The 11,768-nt window shown below is 58.1% G+C and carries 10 protein-coding genes; all 10 read right to left on the reverse strand.

The genetic code is table 11. The features are described 5' to 3' along the window. A complete protein-coding gene (tssA, locus tag HNO86_RS27780; RefSeq protein ID WP_175380126.1) occupies positions 1–1,587 on the reverse strand; it encodes a type VI secretion system protein TssA in 1,587 nt (528 codons plus the stop codon). Further along, the gene (locus HNO86_RS27785) at positions 1,584–4,907 is read right to left on the reverse strand and encodes an ImcF-related family protein (protein ID WP_256672804.1); all 3,324 of its coding nucleotides are present in this window, start codon (positions 4,905–4,907) and stop codon (positions 1,584–1,586) included. Before HNO86_RS27785 ends, tssA begins: the two co-directional genes overlap by 4 nt. A 47-nt stretch (positions 4,908–4,954) precedes the next feature. Beyond that, positions 4,955–6,127, reverse strand: a complete 1,173-nt coding sequence (locus tag HNO86_RS27790) for a hypothetical protein (RefSeq protein WP_256672805.1) — start codon at positions 6,125–6,127, stop codon at positions 4,955–4,957. Positions 6,128–6,186: 59 nt separating this feature from the next. Next, the gene (locus tag HNO86_RS27795) at positions 6,187–6,450 is read right to left on the reverse strand and encodes a PAAR domain-containing protein (protein WP_175380128.1); all 264 of its coding nucleotides are present in this window, start codon (positions 6,448–6,450) and stop codon (positions 6,187–6,189) included. A gap of 26 nt (positions 6,451–6,476) precedes the next feature. Continuing rightward, the gene (locus HNO86_RS27800; protein WP_175380129.1) at positions 6,477–7,055 is read right to left on the reverse strand and encodes a hypothetical protein; all 579 of its coding nucleotides are present in this window, start codon (positions 7,053–7,055) and stop codon (positions 6,477–6,479) included. Then, positions 7,030–8,007 (reverse strand): hypothetical protein, encoded by a 978-nt coding sequence (locus HNO86_RS27805; RefSeq protein ID WP_175380130.1) that lies wholly within the window; start codon positions 8,005–8,007, stop codon positions 7,030–7,032. Before HNO86_RS27805 ends, HNO86_RS27800 begins: the two co-directional genes overlap by 26 nt. Positions 8,008–8,102: 95 nt before the next feature. Then, positions 8,103–9,200, reverse strand: coding sequence for a hypothetical protein (locus tag HNO86_RS27810; protein WP_175380131.1), 1,098 nt, complete (start codon positions 9,198–9,200; stop codon positions 8,103–8,105). A gap of 84 nt (positions 9,201–9,284) precedes the next feature. After that, a complete protein-coding gene (locus HNO86_RS27815) occupies positions 9,285–9,644 on the reverse strand; it encodes a DUF2388 domain-containing protein (RefSeq protein WP_175380132.1) in 360 nt (119 codons plus the stop codon). 35 nt (positions 9,645–9,679) lie between these two features. Beyond that, complete coding sequence (locus tag HNO86_RS27820; RefSeq protein ID WP_175380133.1) at positions 9,680–10,318, reverse strand: DUF2931 family protein; 639 nt, start codon at positions 10,316–10,318, stop codon at positions 9,680–9,682. Continuing rightward, positions 10,315–11,768, reverse strand: a 1,454-nt coding sequence (locus tag HNO86_RS27825) for a phospholipase effector Tle1 domain-containing protein (RefSeq protein WP_175380134.1), incomplete at its 5' end; no start/stop codon positions are given. The genes HNO86_RS27820 and HNO86_RS27825, both read right to left, overlap by 4 nt.

Genomic DNA, 11,768 nt, shown 5'->3' on the forward strand with positions numbered 1-11,768 from the left:
TCAGCCGCACAACACGGCGGCGCGTACAGGATCGATGGCCACCAGCGCCGCCAGCAGCGCATCCATTCGCTGGCCCAGGGCGGTTTTGTCGGCATCGTGGCGTTGGGCTTTCAAACGCAACAACTTGAGCAGGCGTGCCTTGACCTCGAAACACAGCCGCGGCTCCCACTGCGCCAGTGCCTGGCGCTGAGCCGTGGCATCCATATCGCCCAGCAGGTGCAGGGCCAGATCAGTCTTGCCGTATTGCTCCGCCACCCGCGCCATCAGCAGGTGCAGCAACCAGCGCTGACGGCCGGTGTGAATCTCGGGACGCTGCGCCAGCCAGGCCAGCGCCTGCTCGACGCCGTCGCTGTCGGCTTGCGCCAGGGCTTCGCTTTCCAGCGACAGGATCTCGGTGTCCGCACTGACCGGTGCGGCGGACGGTGCGGGCAGCCACTGCTGCGGGCGATTGCCGCCGACGTGCTGGGCGATCCACTCGCGGGTGGTCTGATCGGCGAAGGGTGAGCCGTCGCTCCAGCACAGCTCCTCCAGGCCTGGCAGCCGTTCCATGAACATCCCCAGATCACGCTTGACGATGTCGGCCCAGCCGTCCTGCGGCGCGGGTTGTTTGCTCAGCGCCTGACAGGCGTACCACTGCAAATCCAACCAGAAATGGTTCACGCCCTCGGCGTAGATCCGCTCTACCTGATCGAGCAATTCGCTCCAGCTCTGTTGCAGACACAGCCGCTTGAGTTGTGCCCGGTATTCACCACGGGGCGGCGACAGTCGGGTCATGCCATTGGCGTCTTGAGGTGGTGCTTGATGCACGGTGTCCCAGCGCAGGCTTTTCATCAGCCGATGGGCCGCCAGCCAACCGTTGGGCTGCTCGCGCAAATACCCGGCGAGTGCCCGGCCAGTGTCCAGCAGATCACGACCGGATTTGATGGCCGTGGCAGCGGCTGCGCCCGCTTGAGCAGTGGACTCATGACTGGCACTGTTCTGTGGCACCACGGCATCCACCCCGCCGGACTGCGCCAAGCGAGCGGACAAGGCGCCGTACAACGCCCCCAGTTCCGGACGCTGATCCTGTGGCCAGGCCTCCAGGCCACGCTCAAGCCAGGCCAGTGCGGCCACCGTGCGCTCCGCTTCGTCCTTCACCACTTCCGGGTACAGCGAAAGGCAGTCCAGCACCTTGGCGCTGGTCAACCATTCCAGCGCCATCTTGCGACTGTTGGGCCGTGTGGGCAGCACCTCTGCGGCAAAGCGCTCGATCAAGGCCGCCAACAATTCCAGGCCATCGGCCAGACCGGCCTCGCCGTCCTTGTGCAAGCGCGCCCACAGGTAGTAGGTGGTCACGCGCAAGTCCTTACAGTGTTCGGTGAGCAGCGTCCGCGCCAGTTGCATCACCAGATCGACGTCCGCGCCGGACAGCTTGTTGACCTCCTCGCGCATGCGCTGGAAGTCTTCGTCGTAACCGGGGTCATCGCCGACCGGGGATTGGGCGCTGATGGGCTGCAACCAGGCTTGCCAGGGTTCGGCATGCAACCGCGCTACCGACAGCGCATCACGTTCCCCCAGGCAGCGGGCGATCAGGGTGCGCAGGCTCATTCGACACCCCCGTTTTGCGCGACCGCCGCATCGTTCCCATCCATAAAAATCTTCGTCGGCAACTTGAAGTTCCTCAGCTTGAGCAACGCCAACGGCCCCGTTCCCAGTTCGGTGCGCATATACCAGGTCAAGTCGATGCCATCCGGCGCCCGGATTTGCAGGCGAACCTGGCTGCCGCTGTCGGTCAGTGGCGTGACCCTGGCTTTTTCCAGCAGACGGATCAGGCCCCAGGTGCCTTCGTAGTCGCCGAACAGGCGTTCGCCGGTCATGACGCTGGTCCACAACAGGCGCGTGCCCGGATGGCTGGAGAAGCCCGGCCAGCTGAAGCGCTGCCAGCTCTCTTTCTGGTTGAAGTAGTGGTGTCTTTCGCCATTGAGGATGAAGGTGGTCTGCACCACGTCACGCACCGCTTTGCCTTGCAACTCAAAGCTCATGCCCATGCCGCCGTCGGTGTAGAGCACGTCGGCCAGTTGGCTGAGCTGGTTGATCGCCGTGAGGAACTGCGGGTTGAAACGCAGGCCCTGGCTGTGCCGGACATCGGCCACCCAGCGACTGCCCTCCTTGCGCAACACGCCGCCCAGTTGCTGTTGCAGGAATTGCTCGATGCGCCCGGAGTCGGCGCGGATCATCTGCCCAAGCATCGGCAGGGAGGCGTCGCTCGCGGTGGCCGCGAACGGGTAGCGGCCGGCGAACGCGCTCTGCCAGTCGCTGACAATCGCCCGTTGCCACTGGCTGTTGAGTCCCGCCGCCGAGGGCTGCAACACCCGTTGCCAGGCCTGCTCCAGCGGCTGCACGAACAGGGTCTGGCCGACGCCGTCCCACTCGGCGCCGAGGCTGGCGGCGAGCAGGCTGGCGTAGGCCTGGGTGTCGGTGAGTTCGACGTTCTGGCCCTGAAATACACTTTGCGCCAGGGCCTGGGTCATGGCTTGCGGGTTGGGCGCGTTGCTCACCTGTTGCAGCTTCAGGCGCACCCGAGTGACACGGTTGAGGAAGGTGTGCAGGCTCAGGCGGTCGTCGTTCTTGCCGTCGGCGTCCTTGCCGAGCAGGGCCAGCAACGGTCCGAAGCTGGTGTCCAGCGGATGGGTTGGCGTGTGCTGTTCGATCATCGGAACCTTGTCCTGACCGACCAGTTTCTGCGCGGACTTGATCAGCGAGTCGCTCAACGCCTGCCCGCGCGCACCGGCCTGGCCCTGATAGGCCAAGGTGTTCATCAGCGCGATCAGCGGCGACTGGCGCACATCGCTCATCAGCGCCAGTTGGTCGATCACCTCGCCAAGGCTGTCAGCCGATTGCCAGCGCAGGCTGTTGAGGAAATCCAGCCAGGCGTCGGCGTAGTCCTCGAAGTAGCGCTCGGTCAGTTGCTGGCGCAGTTGTTCCGGGGTCAGCTCGGCGGCGATGTCGGCGGGCCGGTCGCTGAGCACCCAGTCGACTTCCTCGCGCCGTGCCTGGGCGATGGCGTCGATGGCCCCGCGCACCTGACCTTCCCAGGCCTGACGGGTGAACACGCCGGGGACGCTGTCGCGGCTGAAAAACAGCGCCTGCACGTCGGCCTCGCCGGCCATCTGTTGCAGGCTCAAGGCCGGGTAATGATGGGCGGTGTCGTCGAGGACTTTTTGGTAGAGGTTGGCTTGGGCGTTGCGTTGGCCCAGCTGGTTGAGCAGGACTTGGCGGACCTGGGCCACCAGACGTTTGTCGGGCTCGATGCGCCAGTCAGGGTGTGCGGATAACTGGTCGGCGTAAAACTGCCACAGGGTGGGCGACAGGAATTGCCACAGGTCCGGTGAGACATCGGCGGGTTGCGGTTGCGCTTGGGCAAGGGTTTGGGCGAGGAAGGTCGGATCGACTTTGTCCGGGCGGGCCAGCATCAGGTAGGCCTTGAGTTGGCTGTGGGCCCTGGCGGCACGGCTGAGGCGTTCGGGGCTGTCCGGGGGCAGTTTCAGGAGTGCGTTGAGTTGCTGCTGCAGCGTGGCGGCGACCGGGTCGCGCAGCAGGCGCTGGCTGGCTTGGACATAATGCGGCCACAGCGTCGTCATCAGCTCGTCGTTGCGATTGAGGCCGAAGCGTTGATACCACGGGGTGCCGTATTGATTTCGATAAACGAGGCGATCGAGTTCGCGGGTCAGTTCGTTGAAGGCCAGCAGCTGTTGGTCGGGGCTTTGTGCCTGATGCATCGCGGTGACGGCGGATTGCACTTCAGCGAAGTGCATGCGGTTGCTGGCGAAGGACAGCAGCAGGCCGGCGCTCCAGACGGCGATCAGGGTCAGTGTCAGGGCGTGGGCGATACGCGGTGTGCTCCAGCCGAGGCGGCGCTGGCGTACTTTTTTGTCGGCGAGCACGCCTTCCCATGGCGCTGTCGCGTGCCACAGATGGTCGCTGCCGGAATGATCCGGCAATGGCAGGCTGAACCACAGGCCACGCAGCGGCACGCCCCGCGCAAATACCCGCCACAACGGACCCAGCGCCTGTCGCCAGCGCGGGATGCCTTCGGTTCGCAGGTCGCGGGACAGACGCAGCAGGAAGTCATGAGGGATCGCGTCGCGGATTTGCGACCAGCCGGATTGGCGCAGGGGCTCGATGAGGCTGTCCAGTGCAGTGTCCACGGCCAATGCCGTGGCGGGTGATGGCAGCAGGCAGCCGACGGCTTGGGTCGGGCGTTGGGCCTGTTCCCATTTGCTGTGACAGACCTGCCACAGGTGCAGCGGCAGTTGCCAGCGCAGTTTTTGCGCCAGTTCCCGCAGGTGGCGGGTGCCGGTGTCCATGGCGGCAGGGTAGGCGCTTTGCTCCTTAGTGAGGGCCCAGATCACGCCGTCCAGCGGGCGCAGGCGGGTCAGGCCGTGCCAGTGATCGTTCCAGGTTTTATCCAGTGGCTGCTGTGGGCTACCGCCCCAGAGCAGGACGGTGTCGTGGCCGATGAGCCATTTTTTGTCCTTGAGGGTTGGGGCGATGGCGTCGATCTGCTCGGGTTCGCCGACGACCAGCAGCAGGCGGACTTTGAAGCGCCAGAGGGGGCCGTGGTTTTCGCGCAGGTAGGCTTTGAGCGCGGCACGTGTTGCTGCCGTTTCCTTGCCGGCACGCTCTTCGGGACATACCGGCGCGGGTTGGCGAACATCATCTGCTTCGCTGCGGCGATACTCCGAGCGCCCGAACTGACCTCCCAGCAGATGGTATGCACACCAAAAAATCAGCACGATGAAGGTGGTGGCCGATGTCACCGAGAGCCAGATCGTATGTCGTGCACTGCCGGACATTATTCCCAGCGATTCAGGGTGACGCCAGAGCTGCACACCCAGGACCACGCCGGTGAGCAACAGCCCAGCCATCAGCAAATCCATCCCTATAGAGCGTCGAAACTGCATTTCGAGATTTCCTATTTCGAAAGGGGTGACACTGGCATTAACACCGTGCCCCAGAGTCCAGCACCGACATCGCCGCCGCTGAAAGTGAATTGCGGTCCGGCGCCGTTTTGAATGGCCTGTGCCGCGGCGGCGATGGCCAGCCAGGGTGACACTGGCCCCGGATATCCAAGCGTCAGATCAAGATCGCAAAGACCCTGTTTGTGCTTGTGTGGCAGGGGTACTTCAGTCAGTACCGTCGACAAGTCGGCATTACGCTGCGTAGCGATCCCCACCCGCCAGACCTGCTCGACGGCCTGAGGCTCAAGCGGTACCCAGTCGAGGGCCTGGCGCGCGGCGTAGAGCAAATCGGCGCCAGTTGGACTGCGCTCCTGTTCGGGACGGTGCAGGTAGGCCATCGGCGACAAAATGTCTTGCGTCAGGCGGTTACCCAGCAATAACCCGACGGCGACTTCTGCCGTGCCTTCGGGTTGTTCCGGCGCGAACTGCACTGCCACCACCAGGAGCATCGCCTGATCGTCGATACGCTGGTCGAGCCAAAGATCCAATGCGGCCAGCCCATTCCCCTCAACCGGCTCCGCCGTTTGACGAATTCCGGCGTCGCGCCATGCCTGCTGCCAAACCCGGCGTACCAGTCCTTCCTTCAAGCGGCTTTCGACTTCAAGCAACAGCGCCAGTGGCCTGTCGTCCGGCACAGGTGCCAGGGTTTGCGCCAGGTCAGCCAACACTTTCGTCAGCACACGCAGCAGGACATCTTCGGGGTCTTCATTCACGGCACTCGATAAACGACTGTGACGCAGTGATACGTCATCCGATTCAGTCGGCCGAGCCTCCAGGGATTGAGCCCCACTGAGCAACGTGTTCAGTTGCGTCGCCGGAGAGTCTTCCGTATCTCGACAAGCGGTATACAGACTCACACCCAGCAATTGTTGAGAGCGTCGACCCTGCCGGGTCCTGCGGATCAAGTCGTGCTCACGCTCTTCATCCCAGCCATCGGCAGCGCGGTGCTGGGCCATGTAAAGCATCGACCGCCCGAGGCCGAGCATGGCCCAGAGGAAAAGTGGCACGCCGATGGCCAGTTCCCAAAAAACCATCGCTTGCTCGTGCAACGCTGGCGTGCCGAATAGAACCGTCAGCCCCCCACTCACCGTCAGAAACAATGCGAGCAAGAGCAGCCAAACCAGCATTCTCGGACGTGCAGGCCTCGGCGCCGGCGCAGGGAGCCGATCCAGTCTGACCGGCATGATCAGCTCGCGCCTGCTGCGGGCATCGACGAAATCAACGTGCAACCGCAGGCGCATCGATGACCATCAAACGCTACCGGCACGCCATTGTCGCAAAACGCCGGATTCCCTTCGGCGATCACCGTGTGGCCATGTCCCGGCACCGGACAACGCACCGGGTCGCCCTCGCGAGCCACACCGATATCGCCGAATTTCATATTGGATGAGCCCGAAAGCACGCGGCCGCCACCAGTGGTTTTGTCGCCAATACGGATGATTCCGTTCATGTCAGTTCCTTTAAATAAACCCGCGATCAGTTGTTTTGATTGCCTGTTTCCACTACGTCTTGCCGCACAAAAGAACCGTCACGCAACACGAAATGGGTTGTACTTAAAGATTGTCCAGCCCTATCTACATTCTCAAACCAATCGATGGAAAAACCCTGTGCACTCCACTTGACCGAAAAAAAATCTTGATCCTGTGTTGCTTGCCCTGAGTTCTGACTCTTCAATGAAACCGAACGCAGGCAACTGCTCACCAACACATTCTCTTTCTCGATTAAATCCTCCTCTATTACTTGATAGACAAACAATTGCACTTCGCTGCCCGCGCCACAAAATCCCGTGGAAGCTGCGGAATTCGAAGGTGAAAGCCCGAACAATGAAATGTAGTTACCCTGCCCGACTACATGCATGTCTCGGTCATAAAACACGCCACTGATGTCGGAAGGTACTTTCAGGTCGTAAGCCGCACCGTTTGCCATTTCAATATGCACCTGTTCATCCCCGGCGCGGGCCCAAGATGTTTCAGGCGTGGCAAAAGCATTAAATATCGCCCCCAAACTCAGCAGCGTCAGGAGCACCGTCTTATTGACCCAATACATGATCGGCATAACACATCCCCTTGTATTCCCACGGGTGCTCTTCAGATTGACCTTTCGAACCTTTTGAATAAGTACCTTTATCCCTTTCGTGCAACGCCGACTCACTCTTTTCCTTGTTTTTCTCGTTATCCATCGACCAACCGATATTGCCGGTAGCGGAATCGCACAAAATGTTCTTCTTTCGTACCCAAGCCCCCGATGCAGAGTCCCAAACATGATAAGAGCCGCCGTTCCATCGGCTGAAAACCTCATGCTGCAATTGGTCATCCGTATAAGACCTGCCCGACTGCCCAAGATATTTTTTGGCGATACGCACTTTGTCCTTGTAAACAGCAGAGCCCGCCAGGATGTTGGCTTTCCAATTCCACACCTGTTCGAAATTCGGCGCTGGCTGGGTCATTTGCGTGATGCCATAGCCTTTGTCAAAAGCGGTTATTGGTTCGCCATCCAGATCAATGAAGTGCTTGGACCCCGTCTCCTGTTCAAGCAGCTTTTCGAAGCCGAACATGTCTTCCAGGCTAGTCACGTAACTGGCGATACTCTCGCGGGTGGGGTTCTGTCCTTTTAGAAGTACCGATCTCGTCAAAATCTTCCCGCCAACATTCACTTTCACCGTTAAAGTTCCGCCCAATACCTTTCCGCAAAGATCAACAGTCCATGAGGTGCTGTTACTGGTAAAAGCCCCCGATTCGCTGAAGGTTTGCAAAACACTGTTCTTTCGTGCGCGCTCCCGCAATCCTCTCACTTTCGCCTCCCACTCGATCACCCATGACCATTGGAATTCGCCGGCGGTTTTGCTGTGAAACTCGAAGACAATGCTGGGTAGTTGCGCATCCTGCGTGATCTTGAACACTGCATTTTCGGCAGGTGAAATCCAAGTTAACGATTTATCCGAGGTGACTACCTTGATTATCGTGTCGTCGGCAAGGTTAGTGCTTCCTGCATGTTTGACCTGTTGCACGGCCTGCTCCCTTTAACTTCCCATAAAATTTGAAGGACCACATGCCCCCCATCCTTCAAACAACAGATTGCTATTAACACGTAAGAACAAAGCAACTACTTTCGAAAACACGCCTTCCTAACGCCTAAATCAAACACCAGGCAGTTGGGTTTTATTTCTAAAGCCAAGTCGTTGAGCATCATTGAAAGATCGTCTTTTTTATCGGGGCGATGCCCCGCCCAGTAAATATTGAACCAGCGCCCCTCTGGAGAGACTTCGAGCCACTGAACGGGACCTTTCGAGCCTTGTTCTTGAAACCCGATTTTTTGCAATTTTCTCCGCATTCCATATGGCAAGTGCACTAGCTGCCCCTTGGCTTCATTCCAGAGTTCTTTTTTTACAGTGCCGTCCTCAAACACCCAATGAACATACACAGGGTTGATCTGCGGCTTGACAAGCTCACTATCGTAATAAAGAGCTATTAGATAATTCGCCCTGATATGTTCCAGCTCTTCAGGATTACTTTGATAGTAAAACTCAGCCTCCGCCAGATCACGCTCAAACGGCTGATCAAACGATATTTTTCGACCGAGTTTTTTCTTCCAGTCAATACCAAGCCAGCGCGTAGTATCAGAAACCTCAAACCATTGAGTGGCGCCAGCACCTCGCTTATCACGGAAGCCAATCTTTTTCAGAGTTTTTTGCGGGTCAAAAGGCAGTGACAGACGCCAATCCGTCCAACCTTCCCAGCTTAAATGATTAACAGAGCCATCCGAAAACTCAAAAACCACATCCATGGGATCAATCGCTGGAGGAGCTATTTCCTGATCGTGCTTTATTTCTAGAACGTAATTATTCTGCGCAAGCTTGTAACCACGCTCGTTATCATAGTCTTGATATTCCTTTACTTCCTCCAGACTAAGTTCATCCTCCAATCTGAAACTTATATCACCTGCAACCCTGGTCGTAGTGTGCAGGTCGCTTTCTAATAAAACGGCATCACCATCCACCCGCCAAACACCCTTGGCTTGTCCTTGCGCCGAACCATAAACAATCTGGCCGACGAACGTGCCATCTTCCTTGAGTAACAATTCAGAAGCCATTTCCATGCCACCTCGCAAGTAGTAACGCCCTGCAAGATCGCTTGAGTCAGCTGCCGACAGAGCGGAAATAAGCGATGCGCCTATTGCGAATAGAACATTTCGAATCTGCATATTTAAAAATCCTTTTCAAATCAATTCATACATCCAGAGCTTTTCTGCTTGAGCAACTATAGAAACAAAAGACACCTAGGAGCATTAGCTACCACCGAATATGAAACTGGCAATATCCCGATCATTTAAGCGCGAAGATTCCGTTATGCGAAATTTATGGATGGCACTTTCAAGAAACGGACCTCTGATAGCTCCGTCGCTTGCAATAAAGGCTGCGGCATCCTCTTTGGCCTGCCTTGAAAATCGCGGACTTCGACTTGGCGAACTAACCTCTTTAGTTACTTCACCAGGAGCAAAAGTTAAAATATACGAAGCAAAACTAGTCGAATCGTTAGCCATTGCAGTTGAAGGCAGTAACAAAACCACAACCAGAATCGACCTATAACTTCTAACAAGCTGAATACTAGAACTTTTACCAAGGTGGTATTTTTCAAAAACATTCATAAAATTACCTGCATTATTTAGGCGCGAAACATGACCTACCAAGTCCCGTACGGAATACCGTGCTGCTCGACATAGGCCTTGTTCTCGGGCTCGATGCGGATGTACTGACCATTGCTCTTGCCTCTGTAAGGCCCTAGCGGCTCGATCTCCGCCTGAAAGCGCCCGACTTCCTTGAAATCCAGACAGGCTCCGCCCACCCAGACCTTCACGATGCCGCCTGGGGCCATACCTAGGGTGATGGAATCTCGATAATCAACCTTCCATTTTTGGGAGCCTGGGCAAAACACCCGCTCAGGCTTGACCATCTCATCGCGTACCCACTGTGGGATCGGGATTCGAATCTTGTAGGCTTGCGGCTCGACCAGCGATTGCCAGCGCAGGAAGATTCGTTGCGGCAGGTCGACATTGTTTATTGGCTTCATCTTTCCTCCCCCCTTGTGCCACCCCTCCGGCTTGCGGGTGTAGCCAGCCACGCCTGCAGTTACGCGAAAATACGCCCCCCCCCGCTGATCGAGTACATCAACGGTCTCGACCCAGACTTCCATATGGCGTGGTGCAGCAAGGCCGATGTACCAACTGTGATAAGGCAGCTTGGGCGGCGTATAAGGCTTGAGCCCGCTGGCACAGGCGCACAGGCTAAACAGCAGGCCGACGAGCAGGATCAGGCGCTTCATTGGGGATACCCCTTCTGGGGAAGATTCGGATAAACACTGCGTTTGTTGTCTTTCGCGGGCTTGCTGACGAGTACGAATTTTGCGCTCGGCACCCAGTGCGCAGACTGGTGAATGTAGCGACGGCGCAACAGGCGTTCCTGTTCGGGATCGAGGCTGACTTCGTTGCCCTCCAGCACTTGATCGAGGATGCGCGCGGCGATGGGTTGCAAGTCTTCAGGAAGTGCCAAATCTGGTCGTACCTCAACGTCCTTGAATGGCACGGCATTGAGCACCCCCAATTCACGCATGACACGCAGGGCGATCAGCGCCAACTCGCCGCGCACCGGTCGATCGAGCTCAATCGTCAGTAGGTGGTGCTCCTCCCGAGATTCCGGACCGCCACGTGGCGCTTTGGGTGCCTGCCATGTATTGATTTCGAGCTTGCCGTCGTCAGCGATGCCGCTGGCACGTAATACATCCAATTGGGCGCTGACCCGCGCCCACTCCCCGAGAGACTTCATCGATTGGTTGGGTTGCAGGGTGACCACAACAGGTTTGGTCAACCAAACCTTTTCCCGGGCGCGCGGCAGGTAGCCGCCGCCAATGTCCGAGTGCACGCCGGGCAGGCAGATTTGCCGATAGTGGTGGTGCACGCCATTGAGGGAAAAGTTGTGCCGGCATTCATCTCGAGCCTGCAACTGGATGACCCGACGCGCGCAACCGGGTGGCAGATACAGGTTCACACCCGGGTTGTGATCGTCCGCCACGTTGTTCATGTCAATGCCGCCGATGGCGGCTACGGTGTCGAACAGGCCGATGAAGTTGAGGCTGACGTCCACCGCCGGATCGAATGTGGTCACCAGAGTGAACCGCCCGGCCTGCAGCAATTCTTTGAACAGCCCGCGTCCAGGTTTGAGCAGCTCATTGGCACAATGACGCGCGGCAGCGGCACCACGACTGAAGCCGAAAATGTCGAATTCAACTTGGCGGATATAGGTATTGGGATTCGTTTGCTGGAAGCGGTCCCATTGTTTCTCTATTGCGGCCTGGGCCTGCTCAACCCGCGCCACGACTCCGGTTTCCCCAAGACCTGTGGCCATACCAAAAAGTGAATCCTCGCCATTACTGCGGGTACCAATGCCTTCGAGGTAGACCGGCACATAGCCAATATCAGCGGCAGGCGGGACGCTTTCGGTAGCATGGTCGGGATACAACTCCCACAGATACACCACATTACTTGGTGCATTCCCGTAACTATTATCCGGTGCACTACTGAAGCCATCGCCATCAAACCCATCGAATCCGAACTTCTTGCAGTAGAAGACCATGCTTTCCAGCTGGCTCGAGTCGAACAGCTCCAGGTCTTCACGCCGACATTGTTCCGTAGCCGCAGCATTCGCCAGATTGTTCCCCGTCCCATCAAAAAACAGCCCCAACCGCAAAGTGATCCCTTCCAGCTCCTCTTCCTCTT

The organism is Pseudomonas sp. C1C7 (assembly GCF_013359595.1).
Lineage (GTDB): Bacteria > Pseudomonadota > Gammaproteobacteria > Pseudomonadales > Pseudomonadaceae > Aquipseudomonas.

Excerpts from the sequence above, each read along its gene's own strand:
- tssA (WP_175380126.1), bottom strand. The coding sequence starts at position 1,587 with ATGAGCCTGCGCACCCTGATCGCCCGCTGCCTGGGGGAACGTGATGCG.
- HNO86_RS27785 (WP_256672804.1), bottom strand. The coding sequence starts at position 4,907 with ATGGCTGGGCTGTTGCTCACCGGCGTGGTCCTGGGTGTGCAGCTCTGG.
- HNO86_RS27790 (WP_256672805.1), bottom strand. The coding sequence starts at position 6,127 with ATGCTGGTTTGGCTGCTCTTGCTCGCATTGTTTCTGACGGTGAGTGGG.
- HNO86_RS27795 (WP_175380128.1), bottom strand. The coding sequence starts at position 6,450 with ATGAACGGAATCATCCGTATTGGCGACAAAACCACTGGTGGCGGCCGC.
- HNO86_RS27800 (WP_175380129.1), bottom strand. The coding sequence starts at position 7,055 with ATGCCGATCATGTATTGGGTCAATAAGACGGTGCTCCTGACGCTGCTG.
- HNO86_RS27810 (WP_175380131.1), bottom strand. The coding sequence starts at position 9,200 with ATGCAGATTCGAAATGTTCTATTCGCAATAGGCGCATCGCTTATTTCC.
- HNO86_RS27815 (WP_175380132.1), bottom strand. The coding sequence starts at position 9,644 with ATGAATGTTTTTGAAAAATACCACCTTGGTAAAAGTTCTAGTATTCAG.
- HNO86_RS27820 (WP_175380133.1), bottom strand. The coding sequence starts at position 10,318 with ATGAAGCGCCTGATCCTGCTCGTCGGCCTGCTGTTTAGCCTGTGCGCC.